At 54.1% G+C, this 21974-nt stretch carries 19 protein-coding genes and 1 tRNA gene; 12 read left to right on the forward strand and 8 right to left on the reverse strand.

The window, feature by feature from the left end:
* Positions 1–4 precede the first annotated feature (4 nt).
* The 3 genes from icmH to tssJ all read right to left on the reverse strand — a co-directional run bounded on the left by icmH (position 5) and on the right by tssJ (position 2720).
* The gene (icmH, locus tag KSP9073_RS07785; protein ID WP_108842411.1) at positions 5–724 is read right to left on the reverse strand and encodes a type IVB secretion system protein IcmH/DotU; all 720 of its coding nucleotides are present in this window, start codon (positions 722–724) and stop codon (positions 5–7) included.
* Positions 721–2067 carry a type VI secretion system baseplate subunit TssK gene (gene tssK / locus KSP9073_RS07790; RefSeq protein WP_108842412.1) on the reverse strand — a complete coding sequence of 449 codons (1347 nt, stop codon included), beginning with the start codon at positions 2065–2067 and terminating at the stop codon, positions 721–723. Before tssK ends, icmH begins: the two co-directional genes overlap by 4 nt.
* Positions 2068–2153: 86 nt before the next feature.
* Positions 2154–2720, reverse strand: a complete 567-nt coding sequence (tssJ, locus tag KSP9073_RS07795) for a type VI secretion system lipoprotein TssJ (protein ID WP_243409165.1) — start codon at positions 2718–2720, stop codon at positions 2154–2156.
* Positions 2721–2882: 162 nt separating this feature from the next.
* Here tssJ and KSP9073_RS07800 point away from each other — a divergent pair, with 162 nt between their 5' ends.
* The 10 genes from KSP9073_RS07800 (at position 2883) to KSP9073_RS07845 (ending at position 14011) form a co-directional block, all read left to right on the forward strand.
* Positions 2883–3359: a copper resistance protein NlpE N-terminal domain-containing protein gene (locus tag KSP9073_RS07800; RefSeq protein ID WP_108842414.1), complete on the forward strand. Its 477-nt coding sequence runs from the start codon at positions 2883–2885 to the stop codon at positions 3357–3359.
* A 217-nt stretch (positions 3360–3576) separates the two neighbouring features.
* Positions 3577–4335, forward strand: a complete 759-nt coding sequence (locus KSP9073_RS07805; RefSeq protein ID WP_108842415.1) for a hypothetical protein — start codon at positions 3577–3579, stop codon at positions 4333–4335.
* A 65-nt stretch (positions 4336–4400) separates the two neighbouring features.
* Complete coding sequence (gene tssB / locus KSP9073_RS07810) at positions 4401–4937, forward strand: type VI secretion system contractile sheath small subunit (protein ID WP_108842416.1); 537 nt, start codon at positions 4401–4403, stop codon at positions 4935–4937.
* Positions 4938–4948: 11 nt separating this feature from the next.
* Complete coding sequence (gene tssC / locus KSP9073_RS07815) at positions 4949–6448, forward strand: type VI secretion system contractile sheath large subunit (RefSeq protein ID WP_108842417.1); 1500 nt, start codon at positions 4949–4951, stop codon at positions 6446–6448.
* A gap of 79 nt (positions 6449–6527) precedes the next feature.
* Positions 6528–7010, forward strand: a complete 483-nt coding sequence (gene tssE, locus KSP9073_RS07820; RefSeq protein WP_108842418.1) for a type VI secretion system baseplate subunit TssE — start codon at positions 6528–6530, stop codon at positions 7008–7010.
* Positions 7010–8845 (forward strand): type VI secretion system baseplate subunit TssF, encoded by a 1836-nt coding sequence (gene tssF / locus KSP9073_RS07825; protein WP_108842419.1) that lies wholly within the window; start codon positions 7010–7012, stop codon positions 8843–8845. The genes tssE and tssF overlap by 1 nt, the downstream gene beginning before the upstream one ends.
* Entirely contained in the window at positions 8809–9882 is a 1074-nt protein-coding gene (gene tssG / locus KSP9073_RS07830; protein WP_108842420.1) for a type VI secretion system baseplate subunit TssG, read from the forward strand. The genes tssF and tssG overlap by 37 nt, the downstream gene beginning before the upstream one ends.
* The gene (gene tssH / locus KSP9073_RS07835) at positions 9879–12569 is read left to right on the forward strand and encodes a type VI secretion system ATPase TssH (RefSeq protein WP_108842421.1); all 2691 of its coding nucleotides are present in this window, start codon (positions 9879–9881) and stop codon (positions 12567–12569) included. The genes tssG and tssH overlap by 4 nt, the downstream gene beginning before the upstream one ends.
* Positions 12570–12727: 158 nt before the next feature.
* A complete protein-coding gene (locus KSP9073_RS07840) occupies positions 12728–13234 on the forward strand; it encodes a DNA adenine methylase (protein ID WP_108842422.1) in 507 nt (168 codons plus the stop codon).
* Between the two features lie 372 nt (positions 13235–13606).
* A complete protein-coding gene (locus tag KSP9073_RS07845) occupies positions 13607–14011 on the forward strand; it encodes a 3-phosphoshikimate 1-carboxyvinyltransferase (RefSeq protein ID WP_133241007.1) in 405 nt (134 codons plus the stop codon).
* A gap of 622 nt (positions 14012–14633) precedes the next feature.
* Here KSP9073_RS07845 and KSP9073_RS07850 read toward each other — a convergent pair.
* The 4 genes from KSP9073_RS07850 to KSP9073_RS07865 form a co-directional block, all read right to left on the reverse strand.
* Positions 14634–16475, reverse strand: a complete 1842-nt coding sequence (locus tag KSP9073_RS07850) for a UvrD-helicase domain-containing protein (RefSeq protein WP_108842424.1) — start codon at positions 16473–16475, stop codon at positions 14634–14636.
* Position 16476: 1 nt separating this feature from the next.
* Entirely contained in the window at positions 16477–18546 is a 2070-nt protein-coding gene (locus KSP9073_RS07855) for an ATP-dependent nuclease (protein WP_108842425.1), read from the reverse strand.
* A 198-nt stretch (positions 18547–18744) separates the two neighbouring features.
* The gene (locus KSP9073_RS07860; protein ID WP_108842426.1) at positions 18745–19659 is read right to left on the reverse strand and encodes a nucleotidyl transferase AbiEii/AbiGii toxin family protein; all 915 of its coding nucleotides are present in this window, start codon (positions 19657–19659) and stop codon (positions 18745–18747) included.
* Positions 19649–20425: a type IV toxin-antitoxin system AbiEi family antitoxin domain-containing protein gene (locus tag KSP9073_RS07865; protein ID WP_108842427.1), complete on the reverse strand. Its 777-nt coding sequence runs from the start codon at positions 20423–20425 to the stop codon at positions 19649–19651. The genes KSP9073_RS07860 and KSP9073_RS07865 overlap by 11 nt, the downstream gene beginning before the upstream one ends.
* A gap of 353 nt (positions 20426–20778) precedes the next feature.
* Here KSP9073_RS07865 and KSP9073_RS07870 point away from each other — a divergent pair, with 353 nt between their 5' ends.
* Positions 20779–21195 carry a tyrosine-type recombinase/integrase gene (locus KSP9073_RS07870; protein ID WP_243409166.1) on the forward strand — a complete coding sequence of 139 codons (417 nt, stop codon included), beginning with the start codon at positions 20779–20781 and terminating at the stop codon, positions 21193–21195.
* 19 nt (positions 21196–21214) lie between these two features.
* Here KSP9073_RS07870 and KSP9073_RS07875 read toward each other — a convergent pair.
* Positions 21215–21291, reverse strand: a tRNA-Ile gene (locus KSP9073_RS07875).
* 73 nt (positions 21292–21364) lie between these two features.
* Here KSP9073_RS07875 and KSP9073_RS07880 point away from each other — a divergent pair.
* Entirely contained in the window at positions 21365–21961 is a 597-nt protein-coding gene (locus KSP9073_RS07880) for a hypothetical protein (RefSeq protein ID WP_108842429.1), read from the forward strand.
* The last annotated feature ends 13 nt before the right edge of the window (positions 21962–21974 follow it).

The raw sequence follows: 21974 nt of genomic DNA on the forward strand, positions 1-21974 counted from the left end.
TGACTCACTCTTGACCGGGGGTATTAAACAGTTGCTGAATCTGCTCGATCAGAGCATCGGTCGCACTGCCCAACCACCAGTGAAGGCCGCCATAAACGGCCAGGCAGAACACGACAATGGCCAGAAGATACACCCAGAACGGAATTTCATAGCGCAGCAGCTGCCCGACCTGGTCAGGCAGTTTCCAGCTTTCACTGATGCCGGCGTCATGATGGCGATAACGCGCGATATCCTGACCCAGCGTGTTGGCGATGTAGCGAAGCTGTTCCCGATTCTCCAGGCTGTATTTGCCCTCAAAGCCCAGCGCCAGGCAAAGGTGATAAACCTCCAGCACATCCAGATTGCCTCGTACGTCCGAGCGAAGCGTATCCAGACGGTCATAGAACCCTTCACCGGCGAGATGCACGCCAAAGTAGCGGTACTGGAACGGATGCAGCTCGACATGTTCACGAATATTGCCCACGCCCCCCTTGAGCACGCTCTCGTCCAGAAAGGCACACAGCGCATACTGGGCATCCTGTACAGCGTCGGCACTGTAGTTTTCACCGCGGGCACGCTCTTCAAAATCCTTGAGCCACCGGTCAACGCTCTCCAGAAATCGTTCGACGCTTTCAGCCTGCTGGCCGCGCCGGACCATCAGCACCATGGAGATGAAATCGCGGGAGAGATATTTCAGGGTTCGGGGAGCGGCCTCATCGACCGGCCGGGCAAGGGCTTCGTTCATTTCATTACCGCCATGAGTTCAATGCTGAGGTTGGTGAACCCGCTGGGCACATAGAAGGCAATCGCCTGGGCCTGCATCATGCGTTCATAAACGTTGCCCCGGGGTTCAAGGGCAAAATAATGGTTGTCCAGCCTGGCCGGGATGGCACTGGGCAGACGAGATGCATGGGTCAGCGTGCCGCCGGGCATTGCCGTGTTGACCACGACTTCGATGTCCTCCGGGGAGCCAACCTTGAAGGCCCGAGGCACCAGTTCAAGAATGCGCGCGCCGGGCATGTCGGCATGCACGCTGATATAGAAATCAGCATCCTTGAGGCGAGCATCGTTGAGCCGCCCGACATAGTAGGAGGGGCGGGTCTGCTCAAGCGGAATGGGGATGTACTGGTTGGGCACGACAACGTCGAGCAGCTCCCGAACGACCTGCTCGAGTCGCAGCAGCGAAGGCGCCGGATCGTGATGGTCGTATTCAGGAATATCGGCCAGCGCATGCGACATCGAAAAGGTCATTAGACTCGCGGCAAGTTCTGCCAGAAAGTGATAGAGCCTTTCAGGATGAACCCCCGTATGGGTCACGAGATGCGACAGCTGGGGGTAGGCTCGATTAATGGTGTAGAGCAGCCAGAAAAGCGTGACGTCACTGGAACCGAACTCGGCCACCTGGTCGGCGCGTTCGCGCCGACGTCCTGACAGGGCTTCGCTGCGCGCCTGAAGCATGCCGATCAGCCGATTACCAATGTCCAGGGGCAATGACGAAGAGAAAAGATGCAGTGAAGGCGGCATGAATTCGCGCGTTTCAAGGCTGAACCCCCCGGCGGCATTGCGTTTTAACAGGGCAATCGGACAACTGGTATAACCATCCAGGCTGTCACCTTCCATCAGGAGAGTGACATTGAGCTCCAGTGTCCCCAGCTCATTTTCGAGCGACCCTTCATTCAGATCGACCATCGAGTCAAAGCGCTGAATAAAACGACGATGACCACTGCGCGGTCCATTTTCATTCAGATAGCTGGGCGCCCAGGGCTCTACCACCCTGAGTGCCGCATAAATCCGCACTTCAGCGTTACGCGACAGTTCATTGAGATCACGCCCGAGAGGCAGCGGGTCATGCTGGGGTGCATCCACCAGCGTGCCGTCAGGGAAAACCAGCTTGAGGCGAGTCAGTCGAAGAGTGCCCTGCTCCAGCGCCCCCTCATCGATGGCAAGCTGCTGTACCCCCCAGTGAAACGGCGTCTGGGACTGTCGCGCCGCGGCCTGCTGGCGCTGATGAAATTCGTCCTGATACTGAAAATGCTGGGGAAGAAGGAACATGCCTTCTGACCACATGATGCGATTACGCTTGCTCACTTGAACCCATCCCGAACGCCGCCGCGTTTGCCGTTATGCTGTCAGCACACTGATGCGGGGCACCAATGCCACTACCCGATGTCCTGTCAATGAACACTGCTGCCCTGCCCCTGACGGTTGATCAGATCATCCCCCCTTTCGAGCTCAATCCGATCGTTGACAAGCCGTATCCGAATGCCATCGGATGCGCTTAAAAGACCATCTCGACGCAGCTCATCGGCGTCCAGCGCCACATGCCATACGTTCTGTTCCGTATGCCGAAAGAAGGCTGCAATGCCCACGTAGCGGGTTTTTTGATCCAGAGCCGCCACATCAATTTTTTCATCATTGGGCAGTAGTGTGAGCTCGCGCTGAGAAATCAGTGCGCTGCCCAGCGCATCGTCAGCGTCACGCCAGAGCTGGTCGGGAGCAGCCGTTGCAAAGGGCGGCAGCGCCTCAAGCTGATAAAGGCGCACCACAACCGACAGTGGCTCACCCTGAGCATCCGGATTCAGCGAGGTGTCACTATCGATGACCACTCTCACGCGCTCCTGATTTCCGAGCAGGTCACCTGCCCAGGAATCACTCATTCGATTACTGACCCGATCAGCAACACCACAGCCCGCGATCAAAAAAGTCATAAAAAGTATTAATACCGAACGCATTGCTGACATCACTAACGCCCCGGGTTAAATGGGTCCTTGATCGAGGAAAAGACATGGCTGCCATAACCTCGGTAAAATATCATGACGTACTTTATCAGATTAAATCGCTATAATCCGCCACGATATTAACTTAATATTACCAAAAGATACTTTTGAATACACAGGGGACCCATGAAAGCACTAATTCTGATATCGACCATGATGACAGTCCTTCTATGGGTAACCGGCTGCGCTTCAACACCTTCCAGCCAGGTTCATGCCATCAAGGTCGCGGAGCGTTTTGAAGGGACACTGCCCTGCCCGGATTGTCACGGCGTCGTCACCGACCTTGTCATCCGTCGTGATCCCGTCACTGGTGCCCCTGACAATTTTTACCTGCACGAGGTCAGGATCGATGCCCCGGGTGGCCAGCGCGTCAATACCATCTGGGGACGGTGGCGCCTCGAGCATGATCTCTTTGATGAAGAGAACCAGCGCTACCGACTTGCGCCAGAGATTGGCGCCCCCCGTCTTATGCTGATTCGCGCAGATGGCACCCTTCAACCCGCTGACAATGAAGGCCGGGGCGTCACCAACGATGAGGGCGAGCCGGCCCTGCTAAAGCCCATGACACCTGACCTTTCCATAGCTGCCATGCCGTCTTCCTGAAGCCTTTGGGTACTGAATGCCAACGGTCAAAAAGCGAATGACAATGGAATATCAGCTTAAAGGCATGTCAAAATTAGCCCGGAAAATAACAGAAGCTTTAATGCAGTGGTACATCGATTAGTTATTTTAATAAAAGCTGATGCAAGGTAGCGCCTGTCAGCCCTCGCATGACGCGGCCCATAGGCAAGGCATCTGCAACCATGGTCAGGAAAACGCGATGACTCAGTCCTTCGATGTTGAAACGTTCATTCAGGCGAGAAAACGCACCCGTGTGATTTCGGATCTGCTCCGGACGAAGGCCAGTGATCACCTGTCCACACTGGCACCATTGGTCAGGCCGCAACCCTTGTTCGGGGAATATCTACAGGGCGCACCACGAGGCAGCGGGCGGGAAAGCCAGCACCATTTCAAGGCGTTTCGAACCCTGTTTGACAAGCATGCCGGTGCACAGCCCTTCAATCTGATGAATGAGCTGGATATCCCGCTGAACGTGACCAGCTCGACACCGGCGCTTTTTGCACTGGAATACGATCTTGCCCTTACGTCTGACGAAAGGATCAGTGTTAGCAGCCCGGTACGCTGGGTGGTGGGCTATGCCTCCTTTGAACCGAGTCGCTTTCGGGAGGTGATCGGTGACCCCAATCGCAGCAGCGCCGAGCTGCAACGCTTTCTGGTGCACTATCTGATGCTGTTTCATTGCTTCAGCAAGGCAGAAGGGCTGGGGAGACTGCTGCGGGATCTGCGTTTTCCCATCAGCTTTCAACGTCTTGAGGGGTTTGGTGACCTCCCCTTTTGCATCATGGGCTCACCCATCGATGCAATACTGCCGGATGAAAGCATTATTCGTCAGAGCACCGAGATCTCAGGCAGCCAAAGCTTTGAAGAACTAATCGATGAAGACGCTCTCGACACCATGCAGGACGACCTGCGCGAGCAGCTTCTTGTGGCCATGCGCGACATGCCCCCCAAAACATGATTTTTGCCCTATCGAATCGCAATGATCCGTCAACCCCCTTGCCATAACGAGAGAGGACCCCTTTCATGGCCAGAAACGATAGTACTCAGCACAAGCTTTCACGCGTGCGCGCCCCCCGGGTTCACCTGACCTACGACGTCGAAATCGGCGAGAGCACCGAAAAGAAGGAGCTGCCGTTCGTGGTCGGCGTCATGGGTGACTACTCCGGCAATCCCCTCGAACCGCTACCGCGGCTCAAGGATCGCAAGTTCGTCAATATTGATCGTGACAACTTCGATAATGTCATGAAGGGCATCAAGCCGCGTCTGAACTATCGGGTCGATAACACCCTGACCAATGACGGGACCCAACTGCCGGTAGAGCTCAATTTCAACCGTATGGAAGATTTCGAGCCGCAGGAAGTGGTGCGTCAGGTCGAACCGCTGCGCAAGCTGCTGGAAGTCCGCAGCAAGCTGGCAGACCTTCGCAACAAGATGGGAGGCAACGACCGGCTGGAAGAGCTCTTGATGGATGTTTTGCAAAACACTGACAAGCTCAAGACGCTTGGCGAAGAGCTTGGCCGTGAAGCGGCCGCCACCAGCCCGCAGAAAGACAAGGAATAACAGGAGCAATCATGGCCGAGAATCAGACTGACCAGCAGACCCAGGGCGAGGCCCACGACGTTTTCGCCCCCGAATCGTCGCTGCTTGACAACATTATCTCAGAAAGCCGTGTGGCTCGTTCAGAGTCCGAGCGCAGCCGTACGCGCGACTTGATCGACGAGCTGGTTCATCAGGTACTTGATGGCGAAGTCACGCCCAGCAAGGATTTGATCGCCGTACTCGACTCACGAATTGCCGAAATCGACTCGCTTTTATCCGAGCAGCTCAACGAGATCATGCACGCCGGCGAGTTCCAGCAGCTTGAATCCTCATGGCGCGGGCTCAAGTACCTGACCGATCAGACCGAAACCAGCACCAACATGAAAATTCATGTGCTGAATGCGTCGAAAAAGGATCTGGTCAAGGACTTGAAGTCAGCCTCTGAATTTGATCAGAGCGCGCTGTTCAAGAAGGTTTATGAAGAAGAATATGGCACCTTCGGCGGCGCGCCCTACGGGATGCTGATCGGGGATTACGAGTTTGGCCGCCATCCTCAGGACATGTACCTGCTCGAGCAGGTTTCTCACGTGGCCGCCGCGGCGCATGCACCGTTCATCTCCTCGGCCTCATCCGAACTCTTTGGCTGGGATTCCTTTACCGACATGTCCGGGCCCCGCGACCTGTCAAAGATCTTCGACACCGTCGAATATGCCAAGTGGAAATCGTTTCGTAACTCCGAAGACGCCCGCTATGTGGGTTTGACCCTGCCGCATGTACTGGGTCGACTGCCCTACGGTGAGGAGACCACACCGGTCGAGGAATTCAACTTCACCGAAAACGTCGATGGACGTGATCACAACCGTTATCTGTGGATGAACGCGGCATACACCATGGGTGCGCGCGTCAATGACGCCTTTTCGAAATATGGCTGGTGTGTGGCCATTCGTGGCGTCGAAGGTGGCGGTCTGGTCGAGGATCTTCCGACACACACCTTCCAGACTGACGATGGTGAAGTGGCGCTCAAGTGTCCGACCGAAATCTCGATCACCGATCGTCGCGAGAAGGAGCTATCGGATCTGGGCTTCATTCCCCTGGTGCACTGCAAGGGCACCGACTATGCCGCCTTTTTCGGTACACAATCAGCACAGCTGCCCAAGCACTACAACACGGACGTGGCCAATGCCAACGCCCGGCTGTCTTCGCAGCTGCAGTACATCTTTGCCACGTCACGCATCGCCCACTTCATGAAAGCGATCATGCGCGACAAGGTCGGCAGCTTTGCATCACGCCAGAGCGTCGAGGACTACCTCAATGAATGGCTGTCGCAATACGTGCTGCTCGATGACAACGCCGGTCAGGAAGCCAAGGCGCAGTATCCGTTGCGCGAAGCACGCGTCGAAGTCGCCGAGGTGCCCGGCAAGCCCGGCGCCTACAAGGCCGTCACCTTCCTGCGCCCGCACTATCAGCTTGATGAGCTGACCGCGTCGCTGCGATTGGTCTCGGAGCTACCGCAGTCCACACGCGGCTCATAGTCAGGAATAAATGAAAAGGCATCGGGAGCCTCTCTCGATGCCTGCCTGATAGCCACCGTACTGAAGGAGCGCGCCCTTCATGAGTGACACCCTGCAAATGGTGCCGACCCTGCTGGATCGACTGCTCGACGACGAGCCTGCACGATCGAGTGAATCGCGGCCGGGGCACCTGTGCTCGCTGAACGAATACAAGGCAAGCGTCGTGCGTGACCTTGAGCTGCTGGTCAACACTCGTCGCGAGCTCCTGGCCCGCGAACTGGATGACTGGCCTGCCCTTCAGGGCACTCTGCTCGATTATGGCCTGCCTGACTTTATCAGCCGAGGGCTACACAGCAGCGAGGACCGACGCCTGATTCAGCGCCAGCTTGAGCGCACCATTGAACATGGAGATCGACGTTTCAGCAGCGTCAGGGTACGCCTGCTCAATCAGGAGCATCACGAGCGCGTATTGCAGTTTCGTGTTGAAGCCGTCCTGTCACTGAGCGAAGTCTCACAGCGGGTTGCCTTTGATGCCGTGCTTCAGGTGACCACCCGTCAATACAAGGTATCGAATCTGACCTGATGCTCGACGATCTGCTTCCCTACTACGAAAAGGAACTCTCGCACCTGCGCTTTCTGGGTCAGGAGTTTGCTGGACGTTACCCAAAGATCGCCTCCCGCCTGCTGCTGGAGGGGGATCACTGCGAAGACCCGCATGCCGAGCGCATGATCGAGTCCTTTGCCTTTTTAAGTGCGCGCGTACACAAAAAGCTCGATGACGACTTTCCCGAAATCGTCGAGTCCTTTCTGGACGTGCTCTATCCCCACTATCTTCGCCCCACGCCATCGATGTCGATTGTCGAGTTCGAGCCGGGCAAGCAGACATCGCTGATCGGGCGCTACCATGTCCCGCGCCACAGCCTTCTGCACTCGCGTCCGGTGGGCGATACCTTCTGCCGTTTTCGCACCTGCTATCCCGTCGATGTCTGGCCCATCGCCGTCACGGATGCCAGCATGAAAAGGCTGGAGCGCTCGGCTTTCAATGCCCACGGCAATGAGCACGTGGCACGCCTGAGCCTCTCTCTGGAAAGTCTTGGCAGTACCGATTTCGCCCAGATGGAAGTCGATCGGCTGCGCTTTTTCCTGGATGGTGAAGGCGGCCTGATGCACACGCTGCATGAGCTTTTGTTCAATAACGTTGCACGGGTCAGTCTGAGTTTTATCGACAATGGCCAGCGCCGCGAGATGGCACTTGATCACGGTGCCATTACCCCGGTCGGTTTCAGCGCCGAAGAAGGTCTGATCGATTATTCATCACGCTCCTTCATGGGTTATCGGCTACTGCATGAATACTTCGTATTCCCCGAGAAGTTTCTCTTTTTCGATCTCAATGGCATGGCCCGGCGACTGCGTGATCGTCCCATAACCGCCCTTCAGATCAACATTTCGTTTCATCAATATGACCAGGCAGACCAGCTGGCACGCCTGGAGCAGACGCTTGGCCGGCATAACTTCCGCCTGGGCTGCACTCCGATCGTCAACCTCTTCAGCCAGCAGGCCGAACCCGTTCGTCTGACCCATACCCGGCATGAATATCCGGTAGTTCCCGATGTGCGCCACGCGAGCTCAACGGAAATCGTGTCCATTGATGAGGTGACCCGCGTGATCCGCAGCGCGACTCGCGATGAGGTGACGCCCTGTTTACCCTTTTTCGAGCCCCGCGACAGCGATCATGGCAAACACCAGAGCTACTGGATCGGCCGGCGCGTCGCCGCCGCCAACGGTCGCGATCCGGGCACCGACATGCGACTGCGAATCGTCGACCGCGAACTGGAGCTTCTGGAAAGCAGCAGCGACACCCTGAGTCTGCGTCTGACCTGCAGCAACCGTGATCTCCCGGGATTGATGACCATCGGTCATCCGCAGGGAGATTTCACCATGGAGCAGGAGCAGGTCGTACAGCGCATCCGCGGTTTGAGAAAACCAACGACACCGGTGCGCCCGCCGCTGGGCAAGGGACGAATCTGGCGTCTGGTTTCGCATCTGTCACTCAACCATATGTCGCTGGTTAATGACGGACGCGAAGCTCTAATGGAGCTTTTGTCGCTGTACAACTACCGCGAGACGTCAGCCACCCGCAAGCAGATCAATGGCATTACCGCCGTAGAGAGTGCCCCGGTCATGACGCGTATCGGTCATCCACGGCCCTCTTTCGTGCGCGGCACCGGCATCACACTGACACTGGATGAAAGTCAGTTCACCGGCAGCGGCATCTATCTCTTTGCCATGGTGCTGGATCACTTTTTCGGCCTGTACTGCTCCCTGAACAGCTTCACCCAATTGACCCTGCGCTCGCACCAGCGCGAACAGCGAGTAGCCCAATGGCCTCCAAGAACCGGTACTCAGCCCCTGGTCTGATCGACCAAGCGCGCGCGGAGCCCTGGCGCTTCGGTTTTTTTCAGCTGGTGCGACTGCTGCGTCTTCACTACAGCCGCAATGGGCGCATCGACCCCGAGAATCGGCCGCATCAGGATCCCTTGCGGTTTCGTAGCCTGCTCTCGCTGAATTTCCCACCCAGCGAGATCAGCGATCTGCGTTTTGAAAGCGTACCGTCAGGACCTGCCGGCGATGCCCCGCTCAGCGAGGTTCAGGTGACGTTCATGGGGCTGGTCGGTCCTTCGGGCGTGCTGCCTCGCCCTTATACCGAACTTTTGATCAATCGCCACATGGAAAAACGTGACGATGCGGCCCACGCGTTCATGGACTTTTTCTCGCATCGCATGACGGCGCTGTTCTACGAGGCATGGCAGAAGTATCGCTTTCATATCGAGTACGAGCGCAAGGGCAGCGCCGCCTTTGAAGATGCCCTGCTGCATCTGACCGGCCTGACCCGAAACACCATGACCAGAACGTTTGCCGATGACGATCCGGCAGCGCTGCGCCGTGAGCTGTTTGACTGGTTCTCGGGGCTCTGGACGCAGCGACCCCGCAATGCCGGCAACCTGCAGGCAATGCTGGAATATACTTTCCGCCAGCCCTGCAGGGTCGACTCCTTTTCCGGACGCTGGATCACACTGGCGCGCGATCAGTACACCTGCCTGGGTCAGTCCAATGCGACGCTGGGGGAAAGTGCCATCGCGGGTACCCGGGTACGTGACTACCAGTCCACCTTTCGCATCACCTTCGGACCACTCACCCTTGAGGCCTATAAGGCGTTGCTGCCAGGCACCGAGCAGTATCGCAGGCTGGTACGCATGGCGCGTTTTTATGTCGGCATCGAACTGGATTTCCAGATTGAGCTGATCCTTGACCGCAGTGCCATTCCAGAGCCGCAGCTCGGCGCAAACGGTAACGCTTGCCTAGGGCAGCTGGGATGGTTGACGTCAGGCAGTCGCCCGCCCCGATCACACGGTCATGCAATCTTTGATATTTTCTACGATGGAGCCACGGCGTGAGTCTCAAATCCCTGTTCGACAAGCTCAATGAACCCAGCCGCACTGCCACCGAGGGAGCGGCAGCACTCTGTCTGGCCGAACGTCAGTACGACGTTGATATTGAGCACCTGCTGCTCAAGCTGCTCGATAGCGACGACAATGACGTGCTGCGCATTGCACGCCACTATGACGTGGCACTTGATCGTCTGGCCGGTCAGCTTGAAGAGACCATTGCGACTTTCAAGACCGGCAACACGCGCACGCCTGCCCTATCACCGCGCATTACGAAACTGATCGAACGTGCATGGGTCATTGCCTCCATTGACCAGGGCGTCGACCTGATTCGAAGCGGCCACCTGTTGCTGGCGCTTTTGAAGGATGACGAACTGCGCCGCGTCGTGATGGATGGCGCGCGAGCACTTGAACGCATCAATGTTGATGACCTGCAGGCTCATTTCAGTGACCTGGTCGCCGGCAGCGGCGAGGACCCTCATGCCCACCCAGCCTCAGCCGACCCTTCTGGCCCAAAAAGCGCCCAAAGCGCTGCCGGCAGTGCTCGAAGCCCAAAAACCCCGGCGCTCGACCAATACACCATTGACCTGACAGGCAATGCCCGGGCCGGACGCATCGACCCGGTACTGGGGCGAGAGCAGGAAGTGCGTCAGATGGTCGATATTCTGACTCGTCGGCGCCAGAACAATCCGATTCTCACCGGCGAAGCCGGCGTGGGGAAAACGGCCGTGGTCGAGGGCCTGGCCCTTCGCATCGTTAACGGTGACGTGCCGCCACCGTTAAAAAATGTCGAACTGCGCACGCTTGATCTCGGCCTTTTACAGGCCGGTGCCGGCGTCAAGGGCGAGTTCGAAAACCGTCTCAAAAACGTGATCGAAGAGACGCGCAAAAGTCTCCAGCCAATCATTTTGTTCATCGATGAAGCCCATACGCTGATCGGCACCGGGGGGCAGGCTGGCCAGGGCGATGCGGCCAATCTGCTCAAGCCGGCACTGGCCCGCGGCGAGCTTCGAACCATCGCGGCCACGACCTGGGCGGAGTATAAAAAATACTTTGAAAAGGATGCCGCCCTCGCTCGACGCTTTCAGGTTGTCAAGGTTGAAGAGCCCGAAGAGCCGGTGGCCATCAACATGCTGCGTGGTCTGGCCAGCCGCATGCAGGACCATCACGGCGTGACCATCATGGACGACGCCATCGTTCAGGCCGTTCGGCTGTCTCATCGTTATATCACCGGCCGGCAGCTGCCTGACAAGGCTGTCAGCGTGCTGGATACCGCCTGCGCCCGCGTAGCGCTGGCTCAGTCTTCCCAGCCTGCCGCGCTGGAAGACGCCCATCGCCGTGTTGATAATCTTCAAACCGAAATTCAGGTGCTCGAACGTGAGCAGTTCGAAGGCAGTGATCACAGTGACGCCCTGGCGGCACTCAACGAGACACTCGAGTTCACCCACCAGGAGATCGAGTCGCTCGAATCCCGCTGGCAGTGCGAAATGGACATTGTCAAACGGCTAAAAGCGCTGGAAGCCCGCCGCAACGAGCTGATCAGCAATACGGCGGCAGCGGCAGCGGCAGCGGCAGAAGATAATGAAGACGACTCAAAAATAGATCTTGAGACACTTGGCCGCCAGATCGGTGATATCCGTCGCGAGCTCTCACAGGCTCAGGAGACGGCGTCGCTGGTACATGGTCATGTCGATGGCAATGTGATCGGTGAAGTCATTTCCGGCTGGACCGGCATCCCGCTGGGCAAAATGGTGCGCGACGAGATCACTACGGTTCAGCAGCTTCCCGGACTGCTGGGCGAGCGGGTTCTGGGGCAGGATCACGCACTGGCTGAAATCGGCAAGCGTATCGCCATTTCACGCGCCCGTATGGAAGATCCCAACAAACCGATCGGTGTCTTTTTGCTGCTCGGCCCCAGTGGCGTGGGCAAGACCGAAACCGCCCTGTCGCTGGCTGATACGCTCTATGGCGGTGAACGCAATGTCATCACCATCAACATGTCGGAATACCAGGAAGCCCACACGGTCTCGAGTCTCAAGGGCTCTCCGCCGGGGTACGTGGGTTACGGCGAGGGTGGCGTGCTGACCGAGGCCGTCAGACGCAAGCCCTATAGCGTCGTGCTCCTTGATGAGGTCGAAAAGGCACATCCGGATGTGCTGGAGCTCTTTTTCCAAGTCTTCGATAAGGGCGTACTCGATGACGGTGAAGGCCGCGAGATCAACTTCCGCAATACGGTTATTCTTTTGACTTCCAATGTCGGCACCGAGGAGATCATGCGGCGCTGTCTGGGGGCCGAGACCCTGCCGGCACCAGATGATATCGTCAACGGCCTGCGTGACCAGCTCAACACGGTCTTCAAACCGGCCTTTCTGGGACGGCTCAACATCATTCCCTACTACCCGGTTCAAAAGGAAATTCTGGCCAACATCGTGCGCCTCAAGCTTGAGCGCATCAAAAGCCGTTTCGAGTACAACCATCGTGCAACGCTGGTCTATGACCCGAACATTATCGAAGCCATTGCAGAGCGCTGCACCGACACCGACAGCGGCGCCCGCAGCATTGACAACATTCTTTCCGGATCACTCATGCCCTCGCTCTCAGCGCAGGTGCTGGATCGTATGGCGCGCGGTGAAGCCATCGAACGCCTCGATATCACGCTTGATGAACAGGGCGGGTTTGCCTATGCGCTCCAGTAAAGCCTGATTTTCCGAAAGCAGGCGGGTAATGGCATATTCAAAAGCCATTATCCGCCGAGCAGCCCTCTGAAGCGCTATCAGCAAGCTTCCACAACGATTCAGCCCGGGCACCAGTGACCTCTCGACCGCAAGCTCCATGCCAAACAGGGGACAAACTCGTGGCTCAACCAATCGTCCCGTGGATAGGCGGCAAGCGCCGACTCGCCGATAAAATCTTCCCGCTGATGCCAGCACATGACTGCTACGTCAAGCCGTTCGCCGGCGGCGCAGCGCTCTACTTCCGTCGCTCACAGCCAGCGCAGGTCGAGGTGCTGAATGACATCAACGGCGATCTGGTCAACCTGTATCGCGTAGTCCAGAATCACCTCGAAAATTTCGTACGCCAGTTCAAGTGGGCGCTCAGCTCGCATCAGGTATTCGAGTGGCTGAAGATGAACCGCGTCGAAAAGCTAACCGATATTCAGCGGGCCGCCCGCTTGTATTATCTGCAGCAGAACGCTTTCGGCGCCCGGATTGAAGGACAATCCTTCGGCACCGCCACCACTACCAGGCCTCAATCGTATGATCGTGTGTTCTACCTCGCCCCACCCTACTGGCAGAGCGAAGGCTATGGCTTCCCGTTTGGCCTTGAAGAGTACGAGCACATGGCCGATCTCATTGGTTGAGACAAAAACCCCTGCACCAGCTGCAATTAAAGCGATTGAATGGACGCCAACTATCTTGACCGATAACAGAAGGGGGAAAGCTAATGATTAAAAGCCAGGCTATCGAGCGCACATTCATTAACTGAGAGGCTTTAGATGATCAGGACACAAGGCTGGGGAAAGCAGCATTTCTATCTTTTTATTGATTACAAGGCATTAAGCGCTGGGGCAAAGGGAATATATGCACCTACCAAAAATACGAATCTTTAGCTTGGCTATGTTGTGGAAGACTCCGTTGGCGCTGGCTACCATCTGAGTTGAACGGTTTGGCGGTAGTTCGCCAACGCTTGTCTACCTACCTGTCTATCACCATGAAGTGAAGGAAAATGATCCATGAGCAAAAACAGCCACCCTACATCCGACCCGGCAATGCAGGCGCTGTTAAAGCGATTATCGCCGTCTATCGCAAACAGCTTTACCACTGAGCAGCTCATCGCGCTGGCATCGATAGTCGGGGCCCGTGGAGGTCGCGTACACGCAATCGACGTACGCACTACCATTAAGCTACCTTTTGTCCCGTTCAGTTTTTATCTGGTCTTTTTAATGGGTAAAAACCGCCGTACTTTAAATGCCACGGAACAATATATTGCTGTATTCTCAATGCTTCTGCTTATCGCACTGACCGTTATATTTTTGACCTGCTTTATTGTGATTGTTTTGTATTTACTCAAGTCTGCACTGGGTATTGATTTATTCAGCGGCTATTCCACCGGGCTCTGGGATTGGTTTAAAACCTAAAGAGTAGTACTTTAAAAAGTCAGCTTTTTTATAGCAGACATTTTGAAAGGGGGTATGAATCGTCAGCATGGGGTGAATAAACTCAGATCCGACGTTATGCGCCAAAGCCACACAGAGCTGCCGAAAAGATGCCAAAAATGCGAAAAGAAGTATCAATGGCTTGAGCATGCCACTCAAGTCAGTTAACTAAACAAAGAGATGTATCGAAGGGAATCCGAACTGCTGGACAGGGATCAAAGTAGAAACGTTTTCACCATGCTTCCTATATGCTTCCCAAATCCAGAGAGCGTATTTAGAGATCAACAAGGTTGGCTTTAACGTACTGATTTTATTGGTGGGCCCAGCAGGACTCGAACCTGCGACCAAGGGATTATGAGTTGGCTTTTAAAACAATAAACCACTGATGCACAAGGAAAAGCTAACGTAATCAAGCGAAAGGTAAAGTTCTTTATAATCAGTAGTTTAGCGAAAGTTGAGGATGGCACGCGAAGCTAGTATGTGTACTACTGATGTACTGTTTAAAGCTCCCCTCTTTTCTCGAATATAGCTTGGAGTGTAAAACACCTTCAGTTACACGGGCAAAACGTCCAGCGGCGTGAACATCTTAGTTTTGCTCGGACTGTTAAATGTAAGAAATTTGTTCCTTTGTGAATAAGCCTTTGTTGATCAGCTCACATCCGGCCTTCTCTGGATCAAGAGAAAAAAAGAGGATGCGTAAATCTATTTCAGCCCGCGAAAAGCAAACATAAGCAAGTTTTCGGGTAAGCTCGGCTTGACGTTCGGTTGGATTCCCGACAGTTCCAGGTGTAAGTATCTTCCCAAAGCTGTACGTATTCCAAGAGGCTTCGACATCATCGATCATCACCAGCACCTTCGGATATTCTTCGCCCTTAGAACCATGCTGAGTACTGAACGGGGAGTTTTCATCAAGAAAGTCCGCATAAGGAGCGATTTCGCTACAACCCATCTTAAAAAACTCATCGGCCAACCAGTCTCCTTTGTCTCGCTGATGGTCCTCATTCTCCGGGTCAAAATCATCGCGCGCATCACGCCCTAGCTGTGAAGAAAGGCGATCCGAAATCGAAAGCAAGTCGTCGCTCTCGCAGTACTTAATAATTTCTTTAATTGTCGCAACACCCCACAAGTCAGACAGTTGCCGAGAAACCTCGCCGGCCCGGTTGAGCATTTTTTTGAGCGACTTCCCCTTGTTCGGGCCATTTGATGAGAATGCGGGACTTTCGTGACGTAAGACATCTAGAACGCGCTTCGAATCACCCTTGATCGAGGCAGAAACCAAAGGGTAAATTACTTTCAAAAAAGGCTTCAGAAGATAGTGTGTCCCGTCTTCGTATTCGGATTGGGACCTAGATGATGAGTAAATGCCAGTGAACAGTCGATGAAGTTTTGAGAAATTCAGACGTCTTGCAATCATTTGCCTTGCCAAGAACAGCTTTTTCACAGTCGGATCGTTATCCCACTCCCAATCTTCCAGCGCTTGATGAAATATGCTGGACACATGATCAAGCTGCTCTGGCGTGTATGTTCTTCTGCTCCCCTCAGGATTCGGGGCCCGAGCGATAGTGATTTCAACACTACCCTCGACGTCCACGTTCTTACCCGCAGGAAACTGCTCGACATCGTCCCTAAACTTATTAAGTAGGTTAATGACGGAGATAGAACAGCGGAAATTCTCTCGCTTAGTAATAGGCACTGATCCTTCAGGCCCAGCGAAATCCCCCGCGCGCTTGTCGTAAATCTGCTGCATGGGGTCGCCAAAATACCCTATGATTGGGAGCCCTTCCAAAGCGCAAACAGAATTTAGCGCAGTCATTACCTGCGGAAAGGTGTCTTGTGCTTCATCAACGAAAATGTAGGGGTACTTGAAGCCGAGACCTTTTTGAAGCATTGGTTTCGTTGAGATTAAGTGCGAAGCCACATCTATGACGTCATCGTGATTAAGTAAGCATTTCGAATAATCGCTTGCTGTTGTTTCTGCGTAATTCACGGGTGGACTGTTCTCGATAAGTGCCGCGAGCTCAGATTGTAAACGTTCAACCTTTTTTCTCGCGGCTATCGCTCTTTGGGAGCACCCTCCATTATCGGCTTTTTGAGCCTTACTGATATGGCTAGGAATAATGTGCTCGACCAACGCCTTTCTCAGAGGAGCTTGAAACCTAGAAACCTCTCCCCAGAGGAACCCATGGAGTGTCGTTACAAAATAAAGCTCATCAAACCTCAGACGTGATGAAATCACCGCTACGGCCCGATTGGTATAGGTAATACAAACCACTTTCTGGCCACACTCTTTCAGTTGACGCCCTTGGGTCTTCCGAATTTTTTTTAAGGCCTCAATCAAGGATGTAGTCTTACCCGATCCAGCACCGGCAATGACCGCAAAAGATGTTTTTCCATCAATACAACTTGCAATTTCGCTATCTGCTTCAGTTGGCTTAAGATTAGACATTCTATTCTCCTGCGACCAGCTGGTCGTTTACACGGCTCTCTAGCCAGCGCAATCCGTCCGCTATGTACTTTGGTACCACCCAAGGCGCAGAGCCTTCAACGCCTGACTCCCAAGCCAGAACATCCATCGCAAATTCTGTCTTCTTAAAAGTTGAACTCTTTATCCGTCCCCATACAACATCGTGGAACTCTGCAGCGTCAGCAGGTATTTCCTTACCAATCGATAGCGCCTCACTAGAGAAGAGTTCATGGTTTTCATAAACAAAGGTCTCTTCAAGTGTCCTACCGTGGAAGCTGTGGACTGCACCCTCATATTCAATCTCTAATTTTTTCTGATAAGCGACGAATCGCATATTGTCAGCCTGGATATGATCCACGTTGGCTTTAGTGGCCAAGTCAGAGACAAGATCGCTATCGGAGAAGAAATACTTTATAGAAGCATTCGAAGTAACGGCTCCTGCATCGGTTGCCTTACATCCCTTTCTATTGTCGGCCGGATCGACAGAATCGATATCGGTAATAATTAGATACGGAATACCCAAAAAATCAATCAACTTAGAAAACCGCATACTGTATGCGCCGCCGACTTCTAAAATCGTGAGATACTTCGAATTTAAACCATTAGCGGACAGGTCGATCATTTTCGGTAAGAGCAATTTCTCAACTGCCCCTTCAACTAAAATGGCAGCGTCAGCGAAAAATAGATCGCAATGTGTTAACCGTAGATACTTTTTTAGAAAAGCTAATGCCTCATCTGAAGAGATATTAATATCGCCAACATTTATTTCATCAGGCCGAAATTCTCTTAGGCTTCTTACAATCGATCCTGGGTATGTATTCCCAGAGCCGCCATCATCCAAATCAACGCGACAGAAGTAGCGAATTTTTGAAAAGTCCACCGCATCTAGAACGTGAGACGAGTGCGTTGTTACAGTAAGTTGTGGAAGCGGCTTGTCGTCACCGGCGCCTTGAGTGACCACTTTCCACATCTGCTTAATAAATGTTTGCTGCACCTGCGCATGCAGATGAACTTCTGGTTCTTCGACAAAGATCACCTGACAGAGTGGCCGGTTTTCTTCAGTCGTAAGCCATTGTTTATAGAAATTGTCGATTTGGACTGCCATGAAAACAAGATTTTTGAAGCCAAGACCATTGTAAGCCTCAGGCAATTCATGACTGGACGAAGCATCTACATAAAAGAGCTCGGAACTGCCTCGCAGTGCAACTTCGGAGCTAAGTGTCGAGACAACCTTCATTGCCCGATCATTGTGCGAGGGCAACCCCAATTCCGAAATGATCCCCATTAAGGGCTGAAAATGTTGTTGATAGTGATCAGTCAAATTCTGATTATTCTCTTCGATCACTGCCACCGCTCCCTCGGCGACTTCAGCTTTTTGCAGATTCCTTTGATAGTATGCTGCAAATGCTTCTGAGAGCTTGTTACTTCGAGAAGCATTTTCGTCATCGATATTCCGTTGCGCATCAACAAAATCGACACGAAGCAAAGAGCGAAGTGTCTTCTTGCCCACGCCGGGATCAAGCGGAGTTGGAACGATACCCGTGTCACTATTGTTTAGGGAATAATATCTCGTCTTAAAATAAGCATTGAGATTCCCTTCTAGAGATAGGAAATCTACCAAGGTCTTTTTGCGTTGACCGTCTGCTCTAACAGGGAATGCTTGATCATACTTGGTCCAAAGCTCACCTGCATCCTCTGCTTCCAAGGAACATCGGATACCAACTTCCGTGAAGTCGCCTGTGAGGTCAGTTGCCAGCGCGAAAACTGTGCCAAACTCGATCGCGTCAGGGTCAATGTGAAACCAAAGATCGAGCTGGATGCATGGGTGAATTGTAGGAGCATCTGGATCGTATGCGTTGATAGCTGTTAGGGAGCAAAGCGAGAAATCGTGAACCTTGAAGTCCCGATTGCTTAGGAAGCTCCTAATCGCTGCGGTTGCGGATGTCTTGCCACTATTATTCGGCCCTACAAAAACAGTTTCTTTTTCTTCAAAATCGATTGATATATCTTTTAAACGACGGAAGTTTCGTATCGCAACCTTTTTAAGGTACATGTATCCCATCCCCAAATCACAGCACAGTAGTAATAATTACCGAGCTAATGTTCTTCACAGGGGGGCATCTTTATAAGCAAGCCTTCTACCTATGAAGTTACAATAACCCCCCGTAACCATGTGTAACATGCTAGCGCTTTAGCGATATTAAGAGAACCCTACTTAAGAAGGCACGTTTTTTGATGGTAGGCATTACTTTCAAAATCTGCTTAGCGCCTCCTCTAGCAGCGTCAGAGACTCATGATGCTTGTCTGGATGCATCTTTTGGATGTTTGCGAGCTTCCAGCGCACGGCAGGTAGCCGATCAATGCCGTTATGAGGCAGCAGGCTCCAGTCAGGGGCCCCCTGCTTGAAGGACAGAAGGAAGCGAACATCTTCATCCGTCATCAGTTGGCTCAGCCGCGTCAGAAGTTCGTGCCGGGCATCCTCCAACTGCTGCAACGGGATATCGGCCCCGGCCATCCCGACAAATTCCTGTCGATAGACATCCTCAAGTGGCTTGAATCGCGGATTGATCACCTCATTCAAGGGTCGTGGGTGGCCTAGCAGATAGACCAAAAACCCTTCGAATACGCTTCGATCCAAGCCACCCTGATCAAGCAGAAGTTTTACATCGAAGAGATCGCGAGGATGCTGGCGATCCAGCGCGGCGCATATTTTGCCGCCATACAGGTCCGGCAGTGACACCACCTGCACTGCAGCAAAGCCGTAATCATCTTCCACGGCTCCAACGACATCGCGCTCCTGAGGCGGGTGCAGGGTGCCACGCAGCACCGGCGACACTTCCACCTTTACTTGGCTACGCTCTCTGCGCACCAAAATCCTCAGCTCGTCTCGGCGATTCTCCTGAAGCTCGGCCCGCACACCTGGCAGCCGAGCATTAAAGGCTTCTGACAATCGCCCCAGCGCTTCGCGACAGCGTTGCAGGGCTTCATCACGGGGCTCCAGCGGCAGGTAGGCAAGATCGATATCGACAGATAAACGAGGTAAAGGCTGCACGAAGAGGTTGATGGCCGTACCGCCCTTCAGGGCAAAGCACGGCTCGTCGTTGAGGAAAGGCAGCAGCGAGACCAGCAGCCTGACCTGTTCGTGGTAGCGAGCGTCAACCGGCATGCAGGAATGCCTCCGGTACCGTGACCTGATATTCCCTGTCCAGCTTGCCGCCCTGGCAGAGCTGCCGCTTTCCTTTGCCAAGGTCCAGCTGGTTTGGTTCAAGACGGCTATACCAGGCATGTCCAGCATGACGAGCCAGCACAAGGAAGGCACGCTTCGTTCTCACAGAACGACACCCCTCCAGCAATGCCTGCAGCCGGCGCGGACGCAGTGTATTGAGCCCATCGAAGGTATCCACTAGCTCACTGCTGAACAGCAGCTCATTTGGCGTCACGACAATCCACTCCAAAACTGCTCTCTCCGGGGTCGATATCTGCAAACTGAAGGTCCTGCCATCTGGTGCGTAGCCCGTGAAGCTGCCAGAAAGCTGCGCCGGCAGGCCCTTTTCAGACTGGAGCACCATCCGCCCTGCCCACTCGGCATCACTCAACCACCGAGGCAGCCGAACGGCCTCATGGCCATACAGGTGCGTCGTGCTTTCCCCCATGGGCAGATAGTGGGCGAAGCCATGCAGTGCCAAGGCCGTCTGGCCACCCGGCCAAAGCGGTGGCAAATCCGTGTCGTCGCTCGTCTGTAAGGCGAAAACAGCGCTCTCCCAGGTAAGAGGCTCCCCCGCTTGGCAATAGGCGCCGTGCCCCACGCGTTGCAGCCAGCCACTACTGGCTAGTTTTCGTGCTTGGTCAGAAGTGACGCCGTGTGACGCCAACCATGCGGTCGTCACCACGGCGCCATAGGGAATCCTGTGCAATAGCTGGTTTATTTTCACGTGAGAAAGCGACCTTAAATTCCGTTTCCAAAATGAATCATAAACCTCGCTGGTTTATCTTCAAGCACAGAATCGCCGTTGAAGTCCGCTTTAGATGTCAATTTTAAACTTGCGGCGCGCACTTCTACTGCTGTCTGGGGTTGGGGACAGCCTTAGCGCAACGCTTAAAGGGAAAAGGAAAGTGGAGTCAAGCTGTGAAAAACGAAGAAGATAAGCGGCCAGACATCATGTCAATTTTGATAGTTTTGCCGTGCTGCACGAGTCGCGTCACCGTCATGTGGTGCTGATGGCAGAGCTGTGCCTGTATACCTGGGGCAAGATGGGGTGAGGCCCAGTCGCTGCGCGCCGAGTACGTGCGCAATAACACCGTGACCTATGTCGACACAAAAAACGGACGCAAGCGAACCGTGCCGGTAGACAGCGAGTTCTATCTGAAGCTCAAGGCACACGGACCAAGGATTGGCCGTATATTCCCGACAGATGCCTACCGGGCATTCACCCTGGCACTGAACCGGACAACGATTGTCTTGCCAAAGGGTCAGAGAACCCATGTCTTAAGGCACACATTCGCCAGCCACTTCATCATGAACGGCGGCGATCTGCTGACGCTGCAACGGATACTTGGCCATCAAACCATTCAGATGACCATGCGCTATGCTCACCTCTCCCCGGAACACCTACTGGAAGCAGTGAAATTCGGACCGAGACGCGGCGTTGACACAACGTTGACACCGGGTACAAATGAGGGTGATGAGGCAGGCAAGAAATAGCGTAAGCTATTGAAATGATTGGTGGGCCCAGTAGGACTCGAACCTACGACCAAGGGATTATGAGTCCCCTGCTCTAACCAACTGAGCTATAGGCCCTGATATTGCGGTTGCGTATAATACCCAAAGCATCGCTGTGAGACCAGTGCTGTAATTAACAAGGAGTGAGCGCATGCGTGATCGTTTTTGGAAGATGCTGGGTGTGGCAGGCGTAACGCTTGCGGTGACCACTCAGGCACAGGCAGCCTGGCAGTTTGTCCCTGGCGACAGTGAGATTACCGCTCATGTATCAGGCCAGGGTCAGCGCGGCTCGATGGAACGCACTTATCACGTCTCGGATCTACAGGGCACCATTGATGATGACGGGCGCTTCGAGATGCCGCTGCGTCTTGAACAGACCGATCTGCTGGGCAAGCAGAGTGGTCTTGGTGGTCTTTTGTCGGGGCTTTCATCCGATTCTGCCATGGTGACCCTGTCAACGAAGGTTAATCCGGCCTGGCTGAGTAATCTGCAGCCGGGGGATTCGACCACCCGTAACGTGACGCTTACGGCCAGTGGCAATCACTTTGAACGAAGCGAGCAGGTGCCTTTAACGCTTGAGCGACTGGATCAGCAGTACTATCACCTGACGCTGGCCGAGCCGATCAGTGTGGACACCCAACAGCTGATGAAGCTGGACAATGCGCAGACCGTCTTATCGCTGCTGGGGTATAAGCGTCTTGATGACACTATACCGATCGAGTTCAATGCACGTCTGATCGAGCGATAAGCCGGTACATACA

The organism is Kushneria phyllosphaerae (genome assembly GCF_900312995.1).
GTDB lineage: Bacteria > Pseudomonadota > Gammaproteobacteria > Pseudomonadales > Halomonadaceae > Kushneria > Kushneria phyllosphaerae.